Annotated in this window: 17 protein-coding genes and 1 pseudogene; 14 read left to right on the plus strand and 4 right to left on the minus strand. The window is 63.5% G+C overall.

Going from position 1 to position 26,453, the window contains the following annotated elements; translation table 11 throughout:
• Positions 1-4: 4 nt before the first annotated feature.
• A complete protein-coding gene (locus ACTXG5_RS03110) occupies positions 5-367 on the minus strand; it encodes a DUF3054 domain-containing protein (protein ID WP_445162304.1) in 363 nt (120 codons plus the stop codon).
• Between the two features lie 65 nt (positions 368-432).
• On the opposite strand from ACTXG5_RS03110, the gene ACTXG5_RS03115 reads away from it, so the two are divergent.
• Genes ACTXG5_RS03115 through ACTXG5_RS03140 form a run of 6 tightly spaced genes read left to right on the plus strand, consistent with a single transcriptional unit; the run spans position 433 to position 6,077 of the window.
• Positions 433-1,179 carry an SDR family NAD(P)-dependent oxidoreductase gene (locus ACTXG5_RS03115; RefSeq protein ID WP_445162305.1) on the plus strand — a complete coding sequence of 249 codons (747 nt, stop codon included), beginning with the start codon at positions 433-435 and terminating at the stop codon, positions 1,177-1,179.
• 5 nt (positions 1,180-1,184) lie between these two features.
• Positions 1,185-2,369 (plus strand): acyl-CoA dehydrogenase, encoded by a 1,185-nt coding sequence (locus ACTXG5_RS03120; protein ID WP_445162306.1) that lies wholly within the window; start codon positions 1,185-1,187, stop codon positions 2,367-2,369.
• Between the two features lie 12 nt (positions 2,370-2,381).
• Positions 2,382-3,530, plus strand: a complete 1,149-nt coding sequence (locus ACTXG5_RS03125; protein WP_445162307.1) for an acyl-CoA dehydrogenase family protein — start codon at positions 2,382-2,384, stop codon at positions 3,528-3,530.
• Positions 3,530-4,204 carry a TetR/AcrR family transcriptional regulator gene (locus tag ACTXG5_RS03130; protein WP_445162308.1) on the plus strand — a complete coding sequence of 225 codons (675 nt, stop codon included), beginning with the start codon at positions 3,530-3,532 and terminating at the stop codon, positions 4,202-4,204. The genes ACTXG5_RS03125 and ACTXG5_RS03130 overlap by 1 nt, the downstream gene beginning before the upstream one ends.
• A 24-nt stretch (positions 4,205-4,228) precedes the next feature.
• On the plus strand, positions 4,229-5,458 hold the full coding sequence (locus tag ACTXG5_RS03135) for a serine hydrolase domain-containing protein (RefSeq protein ID WP_445162309.1): 1,230 nt from the start codon (positions 4,229-4,231) through the stop codon (positions 5,456-5,458).
• Positions 5,459-5,474: 16 nt separating this feature from the next.
• Positions 5,475-6,077, plus strand: coding sequence for a hypothetical protein (locus ACTXG5_RS03140; protein WP_445162310.1), 603 nt, complete (start codon positions 5,475-5,477; stop codon positions 6,075-6,077).
• A 2-nt stretch (positions 6,078-6,079) separates the two neighbouring features.
• Here ACTXG5_RS03140 and ACTXG5_RS03145 read toward each other — a convergent pair whose 3' ends face one another.
• The 3 genes and pseudogenes from ACTXG5_RS03145 to ACTXG5_RS03155 form a co-directional block, all read right to left on the minus strand.
• Positions 6,080-6,454: a hypothetical protein gene (locus ACTXG5_RS03145; RefSeq protein ID WP_445162311.1), complete on the minus strand. Its 375-nt coding sequence runs from the start codon at positions 6,452-6,454 to the stop codon at positions 6,080-6,082.
• Between the two features lie 126 nt (positions 6,455-6,580).
• On the minus strand, positions 6,581-6,883 hold the full coding sequence (locus ACTXG5_RS03150) for a CDGP domain-containing protein (protein WP_445162312.1): 303 nt from the start codon (positions 6,881-6,883) through the stop codon (positions 6,581-6,583).
• An 86-nt stretch (positions 6,884-6,969) separates the two neighbouring features.
• Positions 6,970-7,431: pseudogene (locus tag ACTXG5_RS03155) on the minus strand (ricin-type beta-trefoil lectin domain protein).
• 751 nt (positions 7,432-8,182) lie between these two features.
• Between ACTXG5_RS03155 and ACTXG5_RS03160 the strand changes: the two are divergent.
• From ACTXG5_RS03160 to ACTXG5_RS03195, 8 genes are all read left to right on the plus strand, one after another.
• The gene (locus tag ACTXG5_RS03160) at positions 8,183-8,431 is read left to right on the plus strand and encodes an acyl carrier protein (RefSeq protein WP_445162313.1); all 249 of its coding nucleotides are present in this window, start codon (positions 8,183-8,185) and stop codon (positions 8,429-8,431) included.
• A complete protein-coding gene (locus tag ACTXG5_RS03165; RefSeq protein WP_445162314.1) occupies positions 8,428-10,149 on the plus strand; it encodes an AMP-binding protein in 1,722 nt (573 codons plus the stop codon). Before ACTXG5_RS03160 ends, ACTXG5_RS03165 begins: the two co-directional genes overlap by 4 nt.
• Complete coding sequence (locus tag ACTXG5_RS03170; protein WP_445162315.1) at positions 10,146-11,456, plus strand: aminotransferase class I/II-fold pyridoxal phosphate-dependent enzyme; 1,311 nt, start codon at positions 10,146-10,148, stop codon at positions 11,454-11,456. The genes ACTXG5_RS03165 and ACTXG5_RS03170 overlap by 4 nt, the downstream gene beginning before the upstream one ends.
• Positions 11,457-12,077: 621 nt before the next feature.
• Entirely contained in the window at positions 12,078-13,181 is a 1,104-nt protein-coding gene (gene pdhA, locus ACTXG5_RS03175) for a pyruvate dehydrogenase (acetyl-transferring) E1 component subunit alpha (RefSeq protein ID WP_445162316.1), read from the plus strand.
• Position 13,182: 1 nt separating this feature from the next.
• Positions 13,183-14,232, plus strand: coding sequence for an alpha-ketoacid dehydrogenase subunit beta (locus tag ACTXG5_RS03180; RefSeq protein ID WP_445162317.1), 1,050 nt, complete (start codon positions 13,183-13,185; stop codon positions 14,230-14,232).
• Positions 14,229-15,458 (plus strand): dihydrolipoamide acetyltransferase family protein, encoded by a 1,230-nt coding sequence (locus ACTXG5_RS03185; RefSeq protein WP_445162318.1) that lies wholly within the window; start codon positions 14,229-14,231, stop codon positions 15,456-15,458. Before ACTXG5_RS03180 ends, ACTXG5_RS03185 begins: the two co-directional genes overlap by 4 nt.
• A 228-nt stretch (positions 15,459-15,686) precedes the next feature.
• Entirely contained in the window at positions 15,687-25,997 is a 10,311-nt protein-coding gene (locus ACTXG5_RS03190; RefSeq protein WP_445162319.1) for a fatty acid synthase subunit beta domain-containing protein, read from the plus strand.
• Positions 25,994-26,401 (plus strand): holo-ACP synthase, encoded by a 408-nt coding sequence (locus ACTXG5_RS03195; RefSeq protein WP_445162320.1) that lies wholly within the window; start codon positions 25,994-25,996, stop codon positions 26,399-26,401. Before ACTXG5_RS03190 ends, ACTXG5_RS03195 begins: the two co-directional genes overlap by 4 nt.
• The last annotated feature ends 52 nt before the right edge of the window (positions 26,402-26,453 follow it).

Genomic DNA, 26,453 nt, shown 5'->3' on the forward strand with positions numbered 1-26,453 from the left:
GTTGTCAGATGTCGGAGCGGTGCCGCAGGGTCAGCCCGACGGCCGCTCGCCAGCCGAGCAATAAGACGGCGGTGACCGTCGCGGCGACCACGACGAAACTCACAGCCACGCCCGCGGAACTGGCCTTGCGCAACACCATGCCGATCACGACGGTGCACAACCAGATCACCACCCCGGTGGGCACCACTGCGGTGGGCCGCCGCCAGGCACGGGCCGCCAGCCAACCGATCGCGGTCCCGGTGAGAAACGGCCAGGCCGTCGTCACGACGCCGGTGATATTGAGCCCTTCGTCGTGACTGCGGCGCCCCGCGGCGCAGAACACCAGCACGCACAACACGTCCACGCCCAGCCACCCCAGCCGCTGCATGCAGCGAGACTACCGCTGGGCCGACTCCTTGACCCCACCGCAGGGTGAACCTAGATTCGTCGGAAATGAATAACCATTCACAAAGCAGGCTTGCCGTGGTGACCGGCGCCGGGTCGGGCATCGGCAAGGCGATAGCCCTGGCCTTCGCCGCCCGGGGGGACCGGGTCGTCGCGGCCGATCTGGACGAAGCCGCGGCCGCGGCTACCGCCACAGCGCAGCCCGAGCTGATCACCGCGCTGCCGGTCGACGTCGCCGACCCAGCCCAAGTCGACGCCCTGCGGAAAAGGACCCACGCCGAGGCCGGCGTGCCCGACATCGTCGTCAACGCCGCCGGCTGGGACCGGACCGACCAATTCCTCAATGCCACACCGGAATTCGCTGCCAAGGTGGTCGCGATCAACTACCTGGGCCCGGTGCACATCTGCGGGGCGTTCCTGCCGGGCATGATCGAGACGCACGGCGGCGGACGCGTGGTCAACGTGGCCAGCGACGCCGGTCGAGTCGGCAGCGCGGGCGAATCGATCTATGCCGGCGCCAAAGGCGGAGTCATCGCACTCACCAAATCGCTGGCCCGGGAGATGGCCCGCCACCAGATCACGGTGAACTGCGTATGCCCCGGCCCGACCGATACGCCGCTGTTCCATGCGCAGCCCGAGAAGCTGAAAGAGGCGCTGGTCAAAGCGATCCCGTTTCGCCGCCTGGCCAGGCCCGACGAGGTCGCGGCACCCGTGCTGTTCTTCGCCTCCGACGCCGCGTCGTTCATCACCGGACAGGTGATCAGCGTCAGCGGCGGCCTAACGATGGCAGGCTGACTTCTATGAGCACTCAGAAACCTCCGGCGTTCAATCGAGACGACCCCCTTGGCCTCGACGCATCGCTGTCCAGCGATGAGATCGCCGTGCGCGACACGGTCAGAAAGTTCTGTGCCGAGCATGTCGTCCCGCACATCGCCGAGTGGTTCGAGATCGGCGACCTGCCGGTCCGCCAACTCGGCAAGCAGTTCGGCGAGCTCGGGCTGCTCGGCATGCATCTAGAGGGCTACGGCTGCGGCGGCGCCTCGGCGGTGCACTACGGCCTGGCCTGTACCGAGCTCGAGGCCGCCGACTCGGGGATTCGGTCGATGGTCTCGGTGCAGGGATCGCTGGCGATGTTCGCGATCTGGCAGTTCGGCTCCGAGGAACAGAAGCAGCAGTGGCTTCCCGGCATGGCCACCGGCGAACTGCTCGGCTGCTTCGGGCTCACCGAACCCGACGCCGGGTCCGATCCCGCGGCGATGAAAACCCATGCACGACGGGATGGTTCGGACTGGGTGCTCAACGGCCGCAAGATGTGGATCACCAACGGTTCGGTCGCCGATGTCGCGGTCGTGTGGGCCAACACCGACGACGGGATCCGCGGCTTCATCGTCCCCACCCGTTCCGCGGGCTTCACCGCCAACACGATTCACCACAAGCTGTCGCTGCGGGCGTCGATCACCAGCGAGCTGGTCCTGGACGACGTGCGGGTGCCCGCCGACGCGATGCTGCCCGGCGCCAAGGGTCTGCGCGGGCCGCTGTCGTGTCTGTCCGAGGCGCGTTACGGCATCATCTGGGGTTCGATGGGAGCGGCCCGCACGGCGTGGCAGGCCGCACTCGACTACGCAATGCAACGCACGCAGTTCGGCCGGCCGATCGCGGGATTCCAGCTGACCCAGGCGAAACTCGTCGACATGGCGGTCGAATTGCACAAGGGACAGCTGCTGTCGCTGCACCTCGGCCGTCTCAAAGACAGCGGCGGGCTACGCCCCGAGCAGGTCAGTTTCGGCAAGCTCAACAACACCCGTGAGGCGATCAAGATTTGCCGCACAGCACGAACGATACTGGGCGGCAACGGGATATCGCTGGAATACCCGGTCATCCGGCACATGGTCAACCTGGAGTCGGTGCTGACCTACGAAGGCACCCCGGAGATGCACCAGCTGGTGCTCGGCCAGGCTTTCACCGGTAGCGACGCCTTCCGCTGACAGGAGTACCCGATGTCCGCACGCCTGGAATACACGTCTGAGCATCACCAGTTCCGGGAACTGGTACGCGATTTCGTGCAGCAGACCGTCGTACCCTCGCACGAAACCTGGGAACGCAACGGCCAATGGGACCGTTCACTGTTCATCGAAGCTGGAAAGCTTGGGCTGCTGGGCTTTTCGGTCCCTGAACACCTCGGGGGCGCCGGGGTCAATGACTTTCGCTACAACGCGATTGTGATCGACGAATTGCAGCGGGCCGGGGCGGCGTCGGAGTCGATTTCGTTCACGCTGCAAAACGACATCGTGCTGCCCTATCTGACCGATCTGACGACACCCGAGCAGCAGCAGCGCTGGCTGCCCGGCGTGGTGACCGGCGAGACGGTGCTCGCCATCGCGATGACCGAGCCCGGCACCGGAAGCGACCTGGCCGGGATCCGCACCGCCGCGGTGCGCGACGGCGATCACTACGTCGTCAACGGCGCCAAGACGTTCATCTCCAACGGCCAAAGCGGCGACCTGTTCGTCATCGCGGTGCGCACGTCGCCGGACCGGCACAAGGGCCTGTCACTTCTGGTGGTGGACGCCGACACCCCGGGTTTCGAGCGTGGCCGCAACCTGGAGAAGATCGGCCTGCACGCCCAGGACACCAGCGAGCTCGCGTTCACCGACATGCGGGTGGCGAAAGAGAATCTGCTTGGCGAAGAGGGCAGCGGGTTCTATCAGCTGGTGGGAAATCTGCCGCAGGAGCGGCTCGCCCTGGGCGTGGGCGCGGTGGCCGCCGCCGAAACCGTGCTGGCCGACACGCTCGACTACGTCCGTGGCCGCAAGGCCTTCGGGTCACCGATCGCCAGTTTCCAGCACAGCCAATTTGTGCTCGCCGAACTGGCGACCGAACTCGATATCGCCCGTACCTTCCTCGACGACTGCCTGGCCGAACATTTGGTTGGCGAGCTGACCGCGGCGCGGGCGGCCCGGCTGAAATGGTGGACCACCGACCTGCAGGTGCGCACCGCCGATCGCTGCCTGCAACTGCACGGCGGCTATGGCTACATGCGGGAGTACAGCGTGTCGCGTGCGTTCGTCGACGCCCGCATCCAGACCATCTACGGCGGGACCAACGAGATCATGAAGACCATCATCGCCAAGGACTTAGGCATCTGATGTCCGTCGATTACGGTGACCTTCCCGTCGAGGAGGCGGTACGGGCGGCCCGGGTCAGCTCGCGGCGCCGACAGGTGCTCGACGCGGCGGTCACCGTCATGGGTCAGACCGGATTTCACCAGATGTCCATGCAGGACCTCGCCGCCGAGGCCAGCGTCAGTGTCGGCTTGATCTACAAGTACTTTGGCGGCAAGGAGGATCTGCTGCTGGCGACGATCGTGCGGATCCTGGATGTGTTTCGCGATCAGCTGGCACCGGTGATGGATGCGGCCGGCGACGACGCCGTCGAGCGGTTGGCTGCGGGAATCCGCCGCTACATCGAGATCGTCGACGAGAACCTCGACGGCGTCGTGCTGACCTACCGGGAGAGCCGAACGCTGGGGCCGGGCGGGCGCGCGCAGATCAAGGACCTCGAAATCGCCAGTGCCGCACCGCTGCGCGCGGCGATCGAGGCCGGCATTGCTGCCGGGGTGTTCCGCGACGTCGATGTCGACCTCACCGTTTTCGACATCATGCTGATCGCGCACGGCTGGGCGCTCAAGCACTGGCACTTCGGCCCGATTTACACCGTCGAGGAATACATCCGGCTGCAGACCCACCACGTGCTCCACTCGTTGGTTTCCGACGGCCGCCGGGCGGATTATGCGCTCCTGCTGGAAACCGTCGACGGGTAGCGCGCCCGGCTGTAAGACTCGGATATGCCGTTCTTGCGCTGGGTCGCGTGTCTGGTCATCGCTTCGCTGATACTCGGCTGTGGGCACAAGTCGGCCCCGCCAGCGTCGCAGGCGGACTCAGCCGACAAGGCCAAAGCCGATGCCGTGATGCGGGTGGTCCGCACCTTCATGACGCAGGCCCACCTGAAGGCCGCAATCGTTCGCGTCACGGTGGACGGCAAGGAGGTGGTCACCCAGGCCGTCGGCGACTCGATGACCGGGGTGCCGGCCACCACCGACATGCACTTCCGCAACGGCGCAGTCGCGATCTCCTACGTGTCGACGTTGCTGCTGAAGCTGGTCGACGACAAGAAGCTGAGCCTTGACGACCGGTTGTCGAAATGGCTGCCCGACTTTCCCAACGCGCAACGCGTCACGTTGGGGCAACTGGCGCAGATGACGGCCGGTTACCCCGATTACGTCATCGGCAACGGTCAGCTCGAAAACGAGTTGTACGCAAACCCGTTCCAGCAGTTGACAACTCAAGACATACTTGCCCAGATTTCGGGACGGCCACTGCTCTACGATCCGGGAACAAACTGGAACTACGCGCACACCGACTACGTCCTGCTGGGACTGGCGCTGGAGAAGGCCACCGGCCAGGACATGCCGACGCTGCTGCACAACGAGGTACTGGGCCCACTGGGCCTGAAATCCACCACGAACTCCGAGACACCCGAAATTCCCTGGCCCGTCCTGCACACGTTCAGCTCCGAGCGGCGTAAGGCACTCAAAATCCCGGCGGGAACTCCGTTCTACGAAGAGTCGACGTACTGGAACCCGTCCTGGACCATCACCCATGGCGCGATTCAGACCACCAACATCTACGACATGGAAGCTACCGCGGTCGGCGTCGGCTCGGGCAAGCTGCTCTCGACGGACTCGTACAAGAAAATGGTGTCGACAGCGCTGCGCGGCAAGACGCACTCCCAACCGGGCTGCCCAACCTGCTTCGACCAAAACGAGGGCTACACCTATGGTCTGGGAATCATCACCTCCGGCGACTGGCTGATGCAGAACCCGTTGTTCTCCGGCTGCGCGGGTGTGGAGGCATACCTGCCTGCGCAGAAGGTGGCGATCGCCGTCGCGGTCACCTATGCCCCGGAGGCGTTCGATGACCAGGGCAACTACAGTAACCAAGCCGACATACTGTTCCGCAAGGTCGGTGCGGTGGTGGCTCCTGACGCAGCCCCACCCATGCCGACGGGGAGATAACCGAAGGAGTCGAGGCATGCGGATTCGTGCTTTCGTTGCGTGCACGCTGGCCCTGGGCGCTTTGGGCGTGCCCACTGCCGTCGCCGATCCGACCGGCACACTGCCCCCGATGACGCCCACCAACGGCGGGCCGATCATCGGTGGCGGCGGCGCCGCACCGCAGATGTCACAACAACTCAAGAGCCTCAATGATCCCAACGTCCAAGAAGTCGACGGCCCGGACGCGGCTCAATTCATCGCTGCGGCAGCAGGTATCAGTGATCGCGACCTCGCCTTGCCCTTCATGGCGCTGCAGCGCGCGCTGGTGTGCCAGAAGAACAATGCCGGATTCGGGGCGCGCGGCTACCGACGCAATGACGGGAAGTGGGGAGGCGCCATGCTCGTCATCGCGAAGAGCGCCTACCCGGACGTCGCGGCGATGAAAGCATGCGAGATGTCCAATTGGCGCAGGCCGTCGATGGGCAGCCCAACGTCAATGTGCAACAGCGGCTGGGCCTATCCCCCGCAGACATTCGACAACAAGGGCGGCGACTACACCGTGTTGTACGCCGGCACGAACTCGGACTTCTGCACGGCGCTCAACGGGAACTACAAGGGCACCGCTTCCGTCTGGCCGTGAGCCTACGGGTGGTCACCTATCCGGCAATTTCCGAAGAATGTTCCCGGGTCGCAATAGAGGCCAACCGGGGGTGGCGGCTTGGGAGGTGGGTTGTCGCCGTCCCAAATCATGTGGGAGACATTGCCCATTCCGGGCCACAGGTAGTAGTAGGTGTGGCATACCGTCGGGTTCCAGTCGTGAATTGGGTCGGTGACGTGATTACCGGTTGCCGGGAGGGGCTCCCCCGGACACCAATGTTTCGCCGGCCCCCAATCGGTGTTGGCGTCGCCGTGGGCGGTGACGGGCGCCAATCCCGCAGCCCCCAGAGCCAGACCACTAGACACCAAAGCGGTAATGGCCAATCGCGTGATCCGCGGCGCCTTGACGTTGGCGTTCATGTTTCTCCTTGGTCGCATGGTGGCAAGTGAATGCCGCCGGCGCTACTACCGATCCCAAAGAGTGTCGAGGCCGCAGTTCAGAACGGGATGGGAACTGACTTTGCGGCAGGTGAGAAGCTGTGTGGGCTAGTCGTCGATGTGCGTCGGTGGGTCGTTGAAGGCGACACCCGACGGATGCTGGTCGGGACCCAGCGTTTGGCAGTTGGTGTTGGTGACGTAAACCGGGGTGCCGTCACGCCCGCTGGTAGGGGGAAACACCACGCACCGTTGCCAGGTGCCGTCGGGCTGGACGGGTCCATCGCACTTGCTGATAACGATGCCACCGAATTGGCAGGCAGCACTGGCCGGGGGCGAGGCGATCAGCGCGCCAGCGGTCAGCACGCCGGCCACCAGCGTGGTAGTTAATCCCGCGACGACAAATCGCTTCATGCCGTTGGGAGACTACCTCTAATTTGCGCGGCGGAGGCTCATCACCGGCGACAACACAGATTGCTTGCGGGCTGGCGGTTAGCCGGTCACGGCACCAGGTCCCACCCCTGCTCGGGCGAGCCGTTGCAGATGCGGGTGGCCACCCATGTTCCCGGGCCCGGGCTACCGAGGACGGTGAGGCAGCCGCCGAGGACGGCGGTGATCTGGCCGTTGTCCTGGATGGTCCGACGCTGGCTGTTTCCAGCACGGCTGCAGACGCGTGCGGGAGCTGTCAACGCTCAGGCCTTGCCCGGGGAACGCCGCGCATTCGAGTCGCCCGTCGCCGGTGACATTCCAGCGCTGAAGTCCGTCCCGTTGCATGGGTTGACCACCGCGAAGGTGAACCAGTCCGCGCTCGGGGCGTCCAGACACGCGTCGCCAAGTCGGCTTCGCAGCTGCACGGGCCCGTCGGCACTCGCTCCGCCGGCGTTGAGCACCGCGGCGATCAACGCTGCGCTGAATACGACAAGGACTCGTCGCGCGACGACCGTCCGCAGTGATTGATGCATGTCAACTCCGCCTTGCTGTGGGACAAAGCCGCAATAAACGTGCCGTCGATGATTTCCATGGGCTCTTTCACGTCGCCGCTTCGACGGCCGTAATGGCGGGATGTACCGTGACGAAATCGGCAATGCACGACGGGCTTCGGGAAGCTCACGGCGACACTCGTTGCTGGACAGTTGAAAACGGCTGATGTCTTATCCCCACACAGTTGGCCTAAAGTAGGACTAAAGGGCAGAAGAATTGCAGATCTGCAGCAGCGGCAACGGCAACGGCAACGGTGGCCGCAGGGTTCGGGATGGCCGGGCAGGCCTGCGATTTCGATGGCGGAAACGTTGCGCAAGGTAGTTTGGAATTGGTTGTACGACAGAGGATCCACCTAATAGGGGTATCCTATTAGGTGGATCCTATTATCTCCTATTAAGTGTATCCGCTTGCGCGCCTGCGTGATCGACGACACATAGCCAAGAGTGGATTCGGGATCATAAGTTAAACAAGTACATCGACCCACGCATGAGTGATGGCGCTTTTCGACTGCTGACTAGTTATGCAGCCAGTCTGAACGTCGATGTCGCAGAGCTCGGAGCAACAACGAAATTTTGCTGATGGGTCAACTGTGCGCTGCCATGCCGGATGCTGTGGTCAAAACAGCGCTGCGCCAATCCTTTCCATTAGGTGCGGTGCGAGCAGATGCGGCTCACCCATAAGTTTTGTCGCCGCTGCAGTGAACGCGGACGACCTGTCAACAGGACTGATCACATGAGACTTTCCACTGCGCGACCCCTACTTGATCGTGTGCGCGCGGTCGTCGCTGAGGTGCTTTGGGTGCCGGTCACCGACATCGATGACGATGCCGCCCTGGTCAACTATGGGCTCGACTCACCGCGCGCCATCGAACTGACCCTGCGACTCGAAGAAGAGTTTGCCGTCGAGCTCCCCGAAGATGTGGCTGCGCGGCTCGATACGACTGCGGCCATTGCGGCCCACTTCGCTGGAGAACTGCGATGACGCTATCGATCGCCCAGCTTCCCACTGCGTATCCGAGCATCGTGCACGCGCTGGTGGCCGGCGCTGAACGCGACAACGGTGTGCCGCGCACTATCGTGCTCCCGGGTTCCGGCGAGGAACTCGTCTTCGGCCACGACCGGCTCGCTGCTGCGGCGTGCCAGGCCGCAGCGCGACTTGCTGATCAAGGCGTCCGGTCCGGTGACCGAGTACTGATCTGTCTGCCTACTTCGCCGGCGTTTCTCAGCGTCTTCCTTAGCGCCCTGATGCTGGGTGCCGTCCCGACTAATATCGCGACGCCTAGCGCCTATGGCGCGATGGAGGTGTTCGGCCAAAAGGTCGCCCAGCTTGTCGACTATCTGGATCCCGTTGCCATCATCGCCGAACAAGGGGTCATCGACGGGATTGCCCCGCTTATGCTGACGTGCCGTCTGATCGACGGGGAACAGCTGCACGCCGAGTCGATCGCTGCGGGCGTTGCAGATACCGAGCTGCGACTGCCCGCCGCAGCGGATCCGGCCTTCATCCAGTGCACTTCCGGATCAACCGGCCGTCCGAAGGGCGTGGTAATCAGCCACGCGAACCTGGCGGCCCACTGCGCCCAGATCACCGCGCTGACCGGTTGCGGTCCAGAGGACGTGTGGGTCAGCTGGCTGCCGCTCTACCACGACATGGGGCTGATCGGCGGGTTCCTGACACCGATGTTCACCCACGGTGACGCCGTGCTGATCCCGGTAACCCGATTCCTGCAGGCGCCGCAGGAGTGGTTGCTAGCGGTCCACACCTACCGCGGCACTATCGCAGCCGCACCGAATTTCGCGTTCGGCTATGCCGCGGCCCGAATCCGCGACGAAGACATCACCGAAATCGATCTGTCCTCGTGGCGCATGCTCAGTTGCGGCGCCGAGCCGATCGTGCCGCAGACCGTCGAGGCATTCGTCGACCGATTTCAGCGTTACGGCCTGCCTGAGGGCGCGATCGCACCGTGCTACGGCCTGGCCGAGGCGACGTTGGCGGTCACTATGGTGCCCCCTTCGGGGGAAGGGGTCCGGTTCGACACCGTCGATCGCGGTCGGCTCGTGCGTGACGGACACGCGGTCGACGCCGGGCCCGATTGCGCCGAGGCGATACACCTGGTTGACTGCGGCCCACCGGTGCCCGGTACCGAGGTCAGGATTGTCGATGCCGCGGGCGCGGTATGCGCGTCGGATCGCTTGGGGCACATCCAGTTCCGCGGGCCATCGGTGACCTCGGGCTACTTCCGCAGCCCGGACGCGACTGCTGCCTGCCTCGACACCGAAGGCTGGTGGGACTCTGGGGATCTCGGCTACCTGCGCGAAGGCAGGCTACGGGTGGCCGGGCGTGCTAAGGACATTGTCATCATCCGCGGGGTAAACCACTTCCCGTCGGACTTCGAGGCGGCGGCCGAGGTAATACCTGGAGTGCGCCGCGGCGGCGTCGTCGCCACCTCGGCGCCCCATCCAGACGAGAGCACCGAGGCACTGCACTTGATCGTAGAGTCGGAATTGCCTGAAACCGACCATGATCGGCTGCGCCACGACGTCCGGATCGCAGTGAGTATTCGCACCGGTGTACCACCTGTCGCCGTTCACGTGGTGCCACCGCATTCGATCCCGAAGACAACCAGCGGCAAGCTGCAGCGCGCCAGGGCGCGCACGATGTTCGTCACCGGGCGCGAAGACGTCGGGACACCCCAGTGACCCAAACAAGCCGACACGAGGGGAACTTCAGTCTCGAATACTTCATCGACCGCGATGCAGGCGACTTCGAGGGGCGGTTCGGCTCTTTCCGCCCCTTCGTCGACAACGCGTATGCCAAAGGTTTCGTTCTGCGGGAGGTCACATCTACCGCCGGGCCGGTGGTGACCGCGCGTCGGGGGTCCGAAGCACCACGCGAGTTGGTCATGCTCGGATCGAACAACTACCTCGGTCTGGCCGACGAGCCGGAAATTATCGCCGCCGCCATCGCTGCCACCGAGGAGTTTGGTATCGGCCTCGGCGGTCCGCCTTTGCTCAATGGCACCTCGTCGCTGCACCGGCGACTCGAACAGCGCCTTGCTGAGTGGAAGGGCTGCGAGGCTGCCCTCGTGTTCTCCTCTGGTTACTGCGCCAATATCGGATGGGTCACGGGGGTACTGCGCAAGGGTGACGTGCTGATCTACGACCAACAAAATCACGCTAGCCTTTATGACGGCATCCAGTTAGGCCGCGTGCGCGCGATGGCGTTCGCCCACAACGACCTTAAGGAACTGCGCCATCGGCTGATGCAGGTGCGCTGGCGCGACCCGGGTTGCAACATCGTTGTCGCCGTGGAAGGCGTCTATTCAATGGACGGCGATATCGCGCCATTGCCGCAGATCAGAGCGTTGTGCGACAGCTACGGCGCATTGCTCGCGGTCGATGACGCGCACGGTGCCGGGGTGCTTGGCGCCACCGGCTCGGGGACCGCGGAGCATTTCGGGATGAAGGATGGGGTCGATATCGCGATGGGTACGTTTTCCAAGGTCTTCGCGACCGCGGGAGGCTTCGTCGCGGGTTCCCGGGACGTGGTGGACTGGTTGCGGTTCTTCGCCCGGCCGTACATGTTCTCCGCGTCGTTACCGCCTGCAACGGTCGCCTCGGTTCTCGCCTCGATCGACTTCATCAACGCCCATCCCGAGCGGTTGGGCGCGCTGTCGGACAACACCGAATACTTCACGGCGGCATTGCGTTCCGAGGGATTCACGGTCAAGCCCGGCACCTCGATCATTCCGCTGATCCTGCCGACGTTCGTACCGATTGCCGACGTGGTTGCCGCATTGCACGACGCAGGCGTATTCGTCAACGGGATTGAATTCCCGGCGGTTCCAAGGGAGTTACAACGACTGCGGTTTAGCATGATGGCGACACTATCGCGCCAGCAACTCGACTTCGCGGTCTCCGCGGTCGCGGACGTGGCGCGGCGGTTCGGATTCCATCCGCAACAGGACAGATCCAGCACACAGGTTCGCGAAAGCGCGTCTCGATGAATCTCCGCCGATGCACATTCGGGCGGTCGTGTGTAGGCCGACGCCGTCGGCAAGTCTCATGCGCTGCCATGTTTGGTGGGGCGCCGAACGTAACCCCGGCGGAGGACGCGGTGAAGGCCCGATATGAAATCACCGGTAGACAGCCCGTGCAGATACAGCAATTGCAAGGCCTCGCTGATCTGCGGGGACTTGCGCACCCGAGCCGCCAAGATCGCGGAAAACCGCTTGCGCTCAACAGAGTCGGAGTTGGTCCTTCTGTCGTGGAACGTTATTGGGCACAAACTAATTTACATGTCAAGTTGCACATCCAGCCGTTCGCCGTCTTAAACATAGCGCACCTGAAGCAGGTTCATTTTGTGGGGTTGTCAGCTGCCCAATGGCGTTTTAATAGCTCATTGGCATGCGTGGCGTCGACTGACGACATTAATCGTTGGAGCTGTCACCGCTTCAAACTTGCAGCCTGTCAATAGGTTTAAAGTTTCTCGAGTTCGGAATTCATTCAGGAAACTGTTGAGTTGTGCAGATTGATTCTACCGGCTGGTTGGCAAGCAGCCCACGAGTGTGACGAGGGGTCAGCTGCCGTCGCGGACCACGGCGGCAGTGCTCAAACGAGGAGGCGGTATGGCAGGCGCTAGCGAATGGACCGACCAGGTCTCGATGGTCGTCAACCAAGAACCGGTACAACTCGTCTCTGCAGATGGGTCCCCCACTTCTGAGGAGCGGTACAGCCGCGATCTCCCCGCTGAGACTCTGAGCTGGTTGTACGAAATGATGGTCATAACACGCGATCTCGACGAAGAGTTCGTGAATCTGCAGCGTCAGGGCCAGCTTGCGCTGTTCGCATCATGTCGCGGCCAGGAGGCCGCCCAAGTTGGTGCGGTGGCCTGCCTACGCAAGACTGATTGGCTGTTTCCGCAATATCGCGAACTCGGGGCATTCTTGGTGCGGGGAATCAGCCCGGCTCAGGTAGGGGGATTCTGGCGCAGTCGTTGGCATGGCGGACTCGGCTTCACCGAAAAGTGTTGCGCGCCCATCGCCATCCCCATCGGGACTCAGGCACTGCATGCGGTCGGCGCGGCGATGGCCGCGCGGCGCCTCGGAGAGGACTCGGTGACCGTGGCCTTTGTCGGTGACGGCGCAACCAGCGTGGGCGACGTACACGAAGCATTCAATCTGGCCGCGGTCTACCAGACCCCGTGTATCTTCTTCGTGCAGAACAACCATTGGGCCATCTCGGTACCTCTGAATCGGCAACTCGTGGCACCGTCGATCGCGCACAAGGCGATTGGCTACGGCATGCCGGGTGTCCGGGTGGACGGCAACGACGTGCTGGCCTGCTACGCAGTCGTGGCCGAGGCGGCCCAACGCGCGCGCCGCGGCGACGGACCGACTCTCATCGAAGCTGTGACCTACCGGATGGCACCCCACACCACCTCCGACGACGCGGCGCGATACAGGCCGCCGGGCGACTTGGAATTCTGGGCCGCGCATGACCCGATCTCTCGCTACCGCTCGTTCCTGCAGTCAGCGGGCGTGTGGAATGAGCGCCTAGAGAAGCGTGCCGCCGCCAAATCCACCAAGCTTCGGTCCGACCTCCGGAACAGTGTAATCCACGAGGCGGATATCGATGTCGGTGAAATGTTCGACAGCGTCTACGCGGCCATCACGCCGGATCTCGCCGACCAGCGCGACAGGCTGGTCGCTGAACTGACGAAAGAAATGTGACATGACCCAGATCCAAAGTAACGCTGAAATATTCGAGGATGACTCACGCACCTTGGCCACGTTGGCGACTCAAGCGCCGGTGACTATGGTGACGGCGATCAATCGTGCTTTGAGCGATGCGATGGCCGACGACGAACGTGTACTGGTGTTCGGCGAGGATATCGCGACGCTCGGTGGAGTGTTCCGTGTCACCACCGGTCTGGCCGAAAAGTTCGGTGATCAAAGGTGTTTCGATACGCCATTGGCCGAATCGGCGATCATCGGCATTGCGGTCGGGTTGGCAATCCGTGGCTTCGTCCCCGTTCCCGAGATACAGTTCGACGGGTTCGCATATCCGGCGTTCGATCAGATCGTCAGTCACCTTGCCAAATACCGGATGCGGACCCGCGGCGACGTCGACATGCCGGTGACTGTGCGGATCCCGTCTTTCGGCGGAGTCGGAGCGGTGGAACACCATTCGGAGTCGACCGAAAGCTACTGGGTGCATACCGCGGGGTTGAAGGTCGTGACACCGGCTACGCCGTCCGACGCGTACTGGCTCCTTCGCTACGCAATCGCCAGTGCAGATCCGGTGATGTATCTGGAACCGAAACGACGCTACTGGGAAAAGGAATTGATCAGCGCCGACTCACCCGGACTGCCGATCGGGCAGGCGCTGGTCCGTCGTGACGGGAAAGACGTCACGGTCCTGACTTATGGCGGTCTGGTCCAGACAGCCCTCGCAGCAGCGGAACTCGCGGCCGAGAGCCACGGCTGGAGTTTGGAAGTCGTCGATCTGCGCTCGCTGAACCCGTTGGACTTCGACACTGTCGCCGCATCGGTAGCAAAGACCGGCCGTGCGGTGGTAATGCATGAAGGTCCGCGGACGTTGGGCTTCGGTGCGGAGCTGGCTGCCAGGATTCAGGAGGATTTGTTCTACGAGCTCGAGGCACCGGTGTTGCGGGCGACGGGATTTGATACGCCCTATCCGCCGGCACGGCTGGAAAGAGCATGGCTTCCGGGGCCGGACCGACTTTTAGACTGCGTCCAGAAGGCCATGAGTCAATCATGACCGGACCGCTGCGGGAGTTCTTCGTACCCGATCTCGGAGAGGGATTGAGGGATGTGACAATCTCCGAATGGAACGTCGCCGTAGGCGACGACGTGGAACTCAATCACAAGCTGTGCACGGTCGAGACCAATAAAGCGGAAGTCGAGATCCCGACTCCTTACGCTGGTCGCATCGTCGAGTTGGGTGGTCAACAGGGCGCTACGCTCGACGTAGGAGCGCTGCTGGTGGCCATCGCGACGGCACCTGTCGTCGATGTCTCGCCGGGTCCGGCAGCGACGGCGGGAGTCGACACGAACGGCGTTGTCCCCAAACGTAGTCCGCTGCTGGTGGGCTACGGCTCGGACCGCGAGATGGATGTCGGCCGCCGGTGGGCCGGGCGGCCAGGCCGGCCGAAGGCGAAGCCGCCCGTCCGTAAACTGGCCGCCGAACTGAACGTCGATCTGACGGTCCTGTCGGGCTCCGGCCCGCAGGATGTGATCACCCGTGAGGACGTGCTTCGGGCCGCTGAGTTGGCCGCCGGCCACCTGCCCACCGTGGAGGTCGGTGGCGTGCAAGCGCAGATGGCCGCCCGGATGATGCGGTCGCATTTGGAGATACCAGATGCGACCGCCGCCGTCCAGGCGGATTGTTCTGGCTTGATTCGGCTGCGTGATCGGCTGGGCAGAGCCGGCGGTGAAGACGGGGTGGAATTCACGCCGTTCGTCCTGATGTTGCGGCTGGTCACGATTGCTTTGATTCACCACCCCATCCTCAACTCCAGTTGGATCGACGCCGTTCACGTCCCACAGATCCACCTGCATCGCGCAGTTCATCTCGGTTTCGGCGTGGCGACACCGCGTGGCCTACTGGTGCCGGTGTTGCGGGATGCACAAGCCAAGACGCTGCGGGAATTGGCCATCGAGGTGGCACGCCTGATCGACGGTGCGCGAGCCGCGACGCTGAAGCCGTCGGAGCTGTCGGCCTCGACATTCACGGTTTCCAACTTCGGGTCGCTCGGTCTGGACGACGGCACACCGGTGATCAACCACCCCGAAGCTGCCATTTTGGGAATGGGCAAGCTGATGGATCGCCCGGTTGTCGTCGACGGTGTGGTGGTCGCTCGTCCGACGATGACAGTGACGTGCTCCTTCGACCATCGAATCGTCGATGGTGCCCAGGCGGCCGGGTTTCTGCGGGAGCTGTGCGGTCTCTTGGAGGCGCCGGAAACGGCGTTGCTCGACCTGTAACCACATGCTGATGCTTTTGAAATCTATGAACGCACTGGGGAGTTCGACATGAATTCAGATAATCCTGACACCGGGAGTGGCCCGCAGTCGGTTCTCCCGAACTTCTCGGGGCCGGCTGAAGTTGAAGCGCTACTCGCTTCGATGTGGCAATCCGCGCCAGAACGGCACAATAGCGAACCCGCGCAAGAGCGCGCTCGCACACTTCGGCACAAGCTAGGTGATGGTCAGATGGGTTGGGAGGCAAAACGTATCGGCCAGGCGCGGCGAATCTTGGACAGTTATATCGCAGGGCTGGATGCCGCAGAGACCGCTGCGGTACGTGGCGAGGCGGGCGAGTCCCGCCGCCCACCGCGGCTAATCGCCGACGTAGTGCGCACCGAGAGCAGGTTCGCGCTGACCTTCGCCGGCCAGGCCAACGCGTTCATCGATGAGCTCGCCAAGCTGTACCGGGAGTGTTTCGCAGCCGCACAGATCATCGATCAAGTCGCCGAGCGCATTACGCTCGAATTGGACGGCATGCAGGCATGCGATCGCGCCGTCTACTCGCGGGGCTTCGATGTGCTCGAGTGGCTGCAGACTCCCCAGACGCGCCCGAGCGCCGAGTACATCCAAATGGCCGCTGTGTCCGAAGCGCTCGTCTTGCTGACCCAGCTCGCCCACTACGTTCGCCTGTTGAGCTCTGGCTACGACTGTCCGGAGTTTTGGGAACACATCGGCGTCGCGGCGGGCCACAGCCAGGGGATCATGGCCGCGATATTCGCGGCCGAGAATGCCGGAAAGACCGACATTGCGGAACGGGTAGGCGATTACGTCATCTATATGGTCTACCAGGGCTTGCGTATGCAGCAAGCCTACCCGCTGGTGGGCATCTCGCCTTCGCTCGTCGCGCAAGCTCGTGAGGCCGATGCCGGCGACATCTCCCCGATGGCGATGGTAGCGGGTTTGACCGCCGCCGAACTCGTCGATGCCATCGAGGGGCTCTCGCTCGATGTCACCGTTTCACTCGAAAACACGCGGTTGCGTAAGGTCGTGTCGGGACGGCCTGAAGAGCTCGATCTACTGCGCCGAGCCATCTTCGACGACTATGACGCGCGGGCGAAGAAGAGGTCACAAGGACGCCATGCCGGGTCGCTGGTCCCTCGCCAGTGGCAATATCTTCCGGTCAGCGGTCCCTTTCATTCCGAGTACATGCGGAGCGGGGCCGTTGCCATTCGCAGTGACATCGCCCGGCTGGATTTCGTAATCGACGCAAAGGCACTCCAATTCGCCGTGCTCGATACCGCGACGGGCGAAGATCTGCGAAATGCAGACGATCTGACCGACCGGATCGTCGAGATGCAGTTTCTCGAGAGGGTGCGTTGGGACATCTGTGTGTTGGAAATCGTGCGGGCTGACGCGCGCTTCGTGCTCGACTTCGGCCCCGGCGAGTCCAATTGCCGAATGACCGCCGACAACCTACGCGGACGCGGCGTTCTCACCCTCTGCGTCGCAACGGAAGACGGGCGCGCGATCGCCCTAGACGAGCAGACGGCACCCGAACCTCCGGCCGACTATCGCATATTCGCACCCAGGTTGGTGACGACGCCTGACGGTGTGACTCGCATCGACAACCGCTTCACCCGATTCACTGGACGTTCGCCGGTGATATTGCCAGGAATGACACCCACCACGGTCGAAGCCGACATCGTTGCAGCTGCGGCGAACAGCGGTTATGTGGCCGAGCTTGCCGGCGGCGGCCAGGTCACCGCTGAGATGCTGAAGCAGCGACTGGCCGAACTGTCAGGCAAGCTCATATCCGGTAACGGTGTGGTTTTCAATGCGCTCTACCTTGACCCATACCTGTGGAAGCTGCACTTCGGTGGCAACAAGCTTGTGCTGAGGCTGCGCGAGGAGGGCTATCCGCTAATAGGTGTCACCGTGAGCGCGGGCATCCCTCCGCTCGAGGAAGCAGTGGCATTGTTGAGGGAGCTCGTCGGTGGCGGCTTGTGGCTCAACGCTTTTAAACCGGGCACCGACAACCAGATAACGCAGGTTCTCGAGATCGCCGACGCCGTGCCGGACATCACCCTGTGCATGCACATCGAAGGCGGCAAGGCCGGCGGACATCACAGCTGGGAAGATCTGCAGGAATTGGTGATTCGGCATTACGATCGCATTCGCCAACGACCGAACGTCATGCTCGCAGTGGGTGGCGGGATAGCTAGCGAAGAGCAGGCAACGGCGTATCTCGACGGCAGCTGGTCGGTTTCCCGCGAGATGCCCCGCATGCCCGTGGATGCTGTGTTTCTGGGCACCGTCGCGATGGCGGTCAAGGAGGCCAAGACATCGCGCGCGGTCAAGGAGGCCCTGGTCCGCGCCTCTGGCACGCCAGAGTGGATTCTCGATGGTCAAGTGAGCGGCGAAATTATGTCGGGGCGAAGCGAACTCGGCGCATCGATCCACTACATGGACAATGCTGCCGCCCGGGCCGATCGCTTACTCGAGGAAGTGGCCGGCAACCCCGAAGCCATCAAGGCGCGTCGAGACGAGATCATCGAGTCGCTGGGCAAGACGGCCAAACCCTATTTCGGTGATATGCCCGACATGACCTATGCGGTGTTCTTTGAGCGCATGGTCGAGCTGATGGCGATCGGCTGTGGGGGTGAATACGAGTACGGCCGCTGGCTTGACGTCAGCCATGCTGCGCGAGTGATCGAGATGGTGCGCACTGCCGAAGCGCGGTTGTGTTCGCGCAATGACGCCGAGTTCGCATCAATCGCCCAGACCGATGCATCGCTCAGGGAGCCGGAGGCCTTCTTCGAACAATTCAATGCCGCCTATCCGGCAGCCGCCGTCGAACGGGTGCATCAAGACGATGCGGACTACTTTGTCGAAGTGTGTCGTTGGCCGGGAAAGCCTGTCAACTTCGTGCCGGTGCTCGACGAAAGTGTGCGGAAATGGTACAAGTCCGACAGTTTGTGGCAGGTGCATCGCGGGAATTACGACGCTGACCAAGTTCTGGTAATTCCCGGGCCCGAAGCCGTCGCCGGTATCAAGGAGATCGACGAGCCGGTGGCGGGGCTGCTGGGTCGGTTCGAGGCGTCGATGGTGACGTCGCTGCGCCAGGAAGGTGTGCCCGCGCGACGGCTGAGCACGAGTGCAGACCGGCGGCTCGGTGATGGCGGCGCCACCTGCGAGGGCGGCGCTATCACCTGTGACGCCAGCGAGGCATTGGAAAGTGACCGGTGGTTGGAGCGGGTTGCGAGTCTTGGCACCGGTCCGCTCGCTGCAAGCCTCATGCACCGCGACGTCACCGTCGCAGCGTCTGCCGCAGCGGGAGTGCGGCTTGCCAAGAACCCGCTTCGCCGCTTGATGGCGGCGCGAGAGGGTTGGACCGCCGAATACCGCAACGAACGAGGCGTGTTGCGCGCCCTAATGATGCGTGAACAAAGCGGCATCGTAGTTGCGCGCATGCACCTGGGCGAGACGGTCGACGACGTCACCGAACTGGAAGCTGCACTCGTCGTGGTGAACGCGCATGACTCCGAGACGCCCGGCGATGAGCTTCCGATCTGCGCCACCTGGATCGAGAATCAAGGGGCCGGCTTCGTCGCCTGGGATCGCGACAGGTACCTCGCGCGTCAGGTGCCGTTCTTCTCGCGTCTTATGCTGGGCCGGCCGGCACCAGCTGTGCAGGCATTCGCCGACGCGACCACCACGGTGCGCGTGACGCGAGACGCCCTCGCGTTGTATGCGCTTGCCACGGGTGACGACTCACGCAACGTAATGGAGACTGCGATCGCGAACGCTCCCGGCACTATGGTTTTCGCCTTGGCCTGGGAATCGGTGTTCGCCGCGTTAACAGGCATGCGTGCCGATTTCCTCAATCTTCTACACGAGCAGAACGAAGCGATACTCGAGGCGGGCTGGCCAGTACGCGACGGCGATATGCTTACCGCCTGCGGGAGAGTCGTGGGCGTCACCGGCCAACCGGGCGGCAGACGTGTAGTCGTCACTGCGGAGCTGCTACGCGGCAGTGCACTTGTCGCCCGACTGCGCAGCTCGTTCTTCATTCGGGCCGACGAGATCGAAACGGGTCACGAGATTCGTGAGAGTTATCGGTCCTCTTTCGACGTTGCCGACAAAGCGGCCTGCGACTTCTTGACGGCACAGCCGTGGTTTCAGCCGACGGCCGAGCTCAGACCCGGCACCACGGTGACGCTTGATTGTCCGAGCTTCCTCGATGCCTGCCGCGACGGTCACTACACCTTCTCCGCTGCGGGCGAGATCACCTTCGACGGCGAGCGGGCTGGTTCGGTCCTCATGACACCTGGCATGACGCCGCCGGGCAGTAAGCGGCACCCCGTGGTCGAGGCCAGCCGCCTGCTCGGCGCTGGTGTGGACGACGCGGTGCCGACCACTGCTCCGCGTGACCTCGGGCGCAAGGTGCTGCAAGCTCCGACCGACATGCACCTGTACGCGCGCGCCAGCGGTGACTTTAATCCCCTGCACACCGCTGATCATCTGGCGCGTTTCGCGGGCTTCAGCGCGCCAATCGTCCACGGTATGTGGACCGCTGCAACCACCGTGCATCGGGTGATCCGGCTGGCCGCTGCAGGCGACGCCAACCGCGTCACACAGCTGCGGACGCGCTTCGTGTCACCGGTGAGGCTGGGTGAGGACCTCGTGGTTTCAGCGCGCCACGTCGGTATGCGGCGCGGCGAACGCATCGTCGAAATCGAGGCGAGCGCAGCGCGCGGAGCCGAATTCGTCCCAGTGCTCGATGGCGAAGTGTCCATTCGTGCTCCCCGTACTGCCTACGGATTTCCGGGTCAGGGTGTGCAGAGCCAGGGCATGGGCATGATCGGCTACGCGCGTTCACCCGCGGCAAAAGCGGTGTGGGACAGTGCGGAAGAAATCTGTCGCGACCAGCTCGGCTTTTCACTGTTGCACGTTGTGCGGGAGAATCCACGTGAGCTGCTGGTGCAAGGTAGCGCTGTCCGGCATCCCGATGGGGTCTTGTTCCTCACCCAGTTCACCCAGGTCGCCCTGGCCGTCGCAGCGATCGCCCAGGTACGCCAGCTCAAGGAGCATGGTGTCTTCGTGGAAGACGCCATTTTCTGCGGCCACTCGCTCGGCGAATACTCAGCGCTGGCAGCGATCCCCGAGGTGCTGTCGTTGGCCGATGTGGTGGTCGTTGTCTACAACCGCGGCCGGACCATGGACGCACTCGTCGCTCGCGACGACGAAGGCGCCTCTCCGTTCGGCATGGGCGTGATCCGCCCGCATTACGCGAACCTGGCCGAGGGCGACGCGCACGCCCTCGTGACGCAGGTAGCCAATGAAACCCAGCTACCGCTCGAGATCGTCAACTTTAACGTCCGCGGCAGGCAATACGCCGTCACCGGTGACGTGCGCGCGCTCCGGCACTTGAATGTGATTCTGGCGGAGCGACGAGCCGCGGCCGGCGGGACGAAACCCGCCTATCTCGACGTCCCCGGTATCGATGTTCCGTTCCACTCCACGTTGCTGCTCGGCGGTGTACCGGAATTTCGCGAGACACTCGAATCGTGTCTGCGCTCCGTCATCGACCCGCAGCTGCTGGTCGGTAGGTACATCCCGAATCTCGTCGGGCGGCCCTTCTCGCTCGAGCGGGAGTTCGTCGAACTCGTGCACACCGCGTCGCGATCACCGGTGCTGTCCCAGGTGTTGGCGGATTGGCAGGCCTGGCGACAGGATGCGCGCGCTGATTCCCTTACGCGCACATTGCTCGTCGAACTGCTGGCCTACCAGTTCGCTTCACCGGTGCGCTGGATTGAGACACAAGATCTGCTGTTCGACGGTCCCTCGTCCGTCGACGAGCTGATCGAGATCGGCCACGCCGACCAACCTGTCATTTCGGCGATGGCTCAAGCCACGCTTGCGCAGAAGACGCACCGCGCCAACGAGATCCGGGTGCTCAATAGCGAATCCCATTTCGAGGAATTGTTCGGGCCGACTAACCAGAACATCGAAATCGACGCTCTGCCTGCGCTACCGGAGCCTGTCACACCTGCTGCACCAGGTGTCGTGGAGGTCGCCTCCCCGCCCGCCCACAGCGGTGCGCTGGCCGCCGAGATCTCGACGGGGGATCCTATAGGGGCCGATCCCGCCATCGACGCGAACAGCGTGCCCGACGCACCTCCGAGCCCAACGGAGTGTCTCCGCATACTTCTCGCGTTACAGACAAAGTTGCAGCCCGCTCAGATCAGCGAGGGCGAAACGCTCGATGAACTCCTTGGTGGCAACTCCGCGCGCCGTAACCAGGTCCTCGTGGACATCGGCGCAGAGTTCGGCATTAGCGCGATCGACGGCGCGCACGACCTGCCGTTCGGTGACCTCGCGGACCGGGTGTGCGCGCGGGCCACTACCTACGCACCGCCGGGCAGGTATCTGGAGACGTCGGTTGATCAGTGCGTTGCGGCGAGGCTGAGCTCCGCGGGGATCCAGAAGGCCGACGTCCTCAGTTACTTGTCTCGCGAATGGGCCATCGGACCGGGACGTGCGTTGTCAGTGCTCTTGCGTCTGCCGTTGTATGTCCGCGAGGGTGCTTCGAGACGCGGTGGAGCGCTGAGCGATCTGCAACCGGTCGGCATCGCGGACAGCCGCGCGGCCGAAGCTTGGATCGACAGCGCGGTCGGAGCGTACGGCCGTGAAGTCGGTTTGACGTTCAACAAGCGAGCCGTCGCCGGGGCCGGCCCCGATACCCAAGTGGACGCCGCTGCCCTCGGCGCCCTCTCTGATCGGTTGTTCGGCAGAGAAGGTGTATTGACGAAAACCGCGGAGCTGTGGCAAACCCAGACGGATGCCGACGTTTACGCCGGCCGTGTCGTCGTCGGGTCCCCGGCTACGGCTGGCGACTCGGCACGGCTCGCGGCGTACGAACGCGAACACAGTGCCGAATACGAAGCGGCCATCGCCGCGCACTTCGATGAGGACAAGCACCTGGCATTCACCTCGAGCTGGGCGTGGGTCCGCCGCGATGTCTACGCACTGGCACAACGGCTGGCGCTCGGCGAAGTCGTCGATGGATGTGAAACGGCAACGCTGAGTTCACGCCTCGACGCCGGAGCGCGGCAAGCCGCACGGGCGCTTGCGAACGTTGCGCGCCGCGAAGGGCGGGAGCTGCACGCGGATGTATTGGACGAGCTTGCGCGCGAACCGCAAGGCGGTGTCGCGTATGTGCCGCGGTTTACGCCGACGGCACCCCGGCAGGAACGCCAAGCGGACGGTCACTGGCTGGCCACATCGGCGGCGCGCCCCGGAGAATGTGATCCGCGCACGTTCACCCGGGCAGTGTGTATGGGTGATTCGCCGATTGCTTTGGTGGGACACGAGACCGCAGCCGAACCGTTGCCCTTCCAACAGCTGCTTCTCGACGCCTGTGCGAGCGGCCTGACATTCGCTGGGCGGACCGCGCTGGTCACCGGCGCCGGGCCGGGCTCCATCGCGCTCGAGATGGTGAAAAGTCTGCTGGAAGGCGGTGCTCGCGTTGTAGTCACGACGTCCAGTTATGGCCTCGACCGTTCGAAGTTCCTAAAGCGCGTCTACCAGGAGCACGCCGCACCGGGTGCGGAACTTCACGTGATTCCGGCGAACCAAGGCAGTTTCACCGATATCGACGCCCTGGTGCATTGGATGGTTAGCTCGCGATACGAATCCGTCGGTGCCGTCCAGACTCAGTTGAAGCCGGCATTCGTGCCGGATATCGTGGTGCCATTCGGTGCGCTCGGCGAAACTGCGTTCCTGACCGGCCAGGACGCCAAATCGCAAGCGGTGCTGCGTGTTCTCCTGCTTGGCGTGGAGCGCTTGCTCGCACGGCTGGCAGATGTCTACCGCGACAATGCCATTTGCGACCGCCGTCTTCACATCGTGCTGCCCCTGTCGCCGAATCACGGTGTATTCGGTGGCGACGGTCTGTACGGCGAAAGCAAAGCCGCGCTCGAGGTCCTGCTCAACAAGTGGCGGGCCGAACAAGCAGACTGGGGTCGATTCACCAGCCTCGTGGGCGCGCGCATCGGGTGGGTGCGAGGTACCGGTCTCATGGGTGCCAACGACGTACTGGCGGCCCGCATGGAGAGCGACACCGGAATGCGCACGTTCGCGCCTGAGGAAATGGGTTTCCTGCTCACCGCGCTGTGCAGCGACAAGATCCGCGACGCCGCATTGAGCGAACCGCTGATCGCCGAGTTGACCGGCGGTTTCGACACGGCCGCAGACATTTCCGAACGCGCCAGGACGATCCGGGAAGACATCGCCGAGAGCACAACCTTCGCGAGGCGTCGCCAAGAGCTGGACCGCGCATTCGTCGCGGCACTCGATATCGCGCCAACGGAGACCGTCATGGTGCGACCCAGGATCAACCATCGCGTAACGGTTCCCATCCCATCGCCGATGGAACTCGGATCCATGCCCGAGCTTGATCATCTGAATTCGGACCGCGTCGTTGTTGTCGTGGGTTTCGGCGAAGTTAGTCCGCTTGGCAGCGCGCGCACGCGGTGGTCTGTGGAGCGGACCGGGACGCTCTCGATCGAAGGGGTCGCCGAGCTCGCGTGGATGATGGGCCTGATCCAACCCAGCACCTCGGGCATCGGGTGGCAAGACACAGACAGCGGCGAATCAGTTGACGACCTCGATCTTAAAGACCGCTACGAAGACGTCGTAATGTCGCACACCGGGATTCGCTTCACCGACGTCGGGGTCGCGAATTTCGACCCCGACGCCGTCCACGGGCTGGTCGAGGTGCATCTGGAACAGGACTTGAGTTTCACTGTGCCGACCCGTGCTCAAGCCGAAGAGCTGCGCAAGGCCGATAGCGAGAACACGGTGGTGCTCGCGAATAACGGCGCCTTCACCGTGATTCGCAAGCGTGGCGCGAAGGTGCGCGTTCCCCGCTCGCTAAAGCTCCTCCGAGCCGTCGCCGGACAGGTACCGAGCGGATGGGACGCAACGCGTTACGGCATTCCCGCCGAGTTTGTCGACCAGGTCGACCGCAGTACGTTGTTCAATTTGGTGGCGACTGTCGAAGCCTTCATGCAGGCCGGATTGACCCCCGACGAAATTTACGCATTCATTCACCCTTCACGTGTCGGGACCACGCAGGGCTCAGGTCTCGGCGGTATGACCAAATTGCAGAAGCTGTATCGCGACTGGTACGACGGCTCGCCGCGGCAGACCGACGTGCTGCAAGAGACATTGATCAACGTCATCGCCGGCTATGTCGTTCAGAGTTACACGGGTTCCTACGGCCCAATGTCGATACCGGTCGGCGCTTGTGCCACCGCAGGGGTGTCCGTGCAGAGCGCCGTCAACCTGATTCAGCAGCGCGAGGCAGACTTCGTCATCACCGGCGGTGTCGACGATTTTAACGTCGAGGGCGTGATCGGGTTCTCCGACATGTCGGCGACCTGCGCCACCGACACCATGGAGCGTCTGGGCCTGAGGCCTTGCTCGGCTTCGCGCCCGAACGACCGCAGGCGTCGCGGCTTCGTCGAATCGCAGGGGGCTGGCGCGATCTTGTTGTGCCGCGCTAGCCTCGCCGTCGAAGCGGGTCTGCCGGTGTATGGCGTCGTCGCGTATGCAGGCAGCTTCGCCGACGGCATCAATCAATCAGTGCCCGCGCCGGGCATTGGAGCCCTGTCGTGTGCGGCCGAACTAGTTGCCGCAGAACGTAATGCACACGACGCGTGCGACCTCGTCGGCAGGCGGACGGTGATCCGTGAACTCGACGAGAAGGCCGACGCCCTTGCCGACCTGGTGGGCGTCACGACGGCTGAACAGATCAGAGCGGCAGCGGTTCAGAAGTATGCGCACGACTTCTACCACGAGAGCACAAACATCTCACCGCTGCGCGGTGCGCTTGCAGTGTTCGGTGTCGGACCCGACGACATCGTGGTCGCGAGTAAGCACGACACGGGGACGCAAGCAAATGACCTGAACGAGAACCGCTTGCACCACATGTTGCAAGCGCATTTGGGTCGAACCCCGGGGCTGCCGCTCGCGGTGATCTCACAGAAGTCGCTCACCGGCCATCCGAAGGGCGCCGCAGCCGCGTGGCAGCTGAATGGGTTGATGCAGGCAATGGCCGACGGCGTCATCCCGGGCAACCAGAACCTCGATGACGTCGATCCCATGATGGCCGACTTCGCGACGATGATGTTCAGCGACCGAGAGATCACCGTAGGCAGTGGCCGGCTACGTGCGGGCATCGTCACCAGCTTAGGTTTCGGCCACGTGGGTGCGCTCGTCGCATTGGTGCATCCGTTCTACTTCTGGCGCATGTTGAACGACGTGGACCGCGAGGGTTACGCGCAGCGCTTGTCGCAGCGCACCGACCTGGCATCGCGCACCCTGACGAGCGTGCTCAGTGGGCGCGAGCGGTTGGTGGCTGTTCGCAGCGAGCGCCCGTTTGCCGGGAAACCGGGTAGCGCTGAACATCTTCGGCACGAAGCGAGGATGCTTCTCGATCCTTCGCCGCCGTTATCCCGTAGTCGACCAGCGTCGAGGTTCGGCGAATCGTGATCGTGGGTATCGGCATCGATCTGGTGGACATGCGCGAGTTCGGCGAGCAGCTTGCGGACACCGCGAGCGCGTTTGTCCACGCCACGTTTACGGCCGGAGAAATCGGCTACAGCAGACAGACGCCCGCCAGTGATCCGGTGCGTCATCTAGCGGCGCGGTATGCGGCAAAAGAAGCGACGGTCAAGGCGCTGGAAATGACGTGCGCCACCAACGCTGTCGGTCGAGCCGTCGTCTCGCTGCGCGATATCGAAGTCACCCGTGACGAGTTCGGTTGCCCTTGGCTCCTGCTGCACGCCAGCGCACACGATCTCGCCAACCGTGCACTCGTGGACAGGGCATGGTTGTCACTCAGTCACGACGGCGACTATGCGGCCGCGATGGTCACGCTCGAGCGGATTGCCTAGTAATGCAGCCGTGGATGGGGATCACTGACGTTCGCGGCCTTGATTGATCCGT

This window comes from Mycobacterium sp. Dal123C01 (assembly GCF_052566995.1).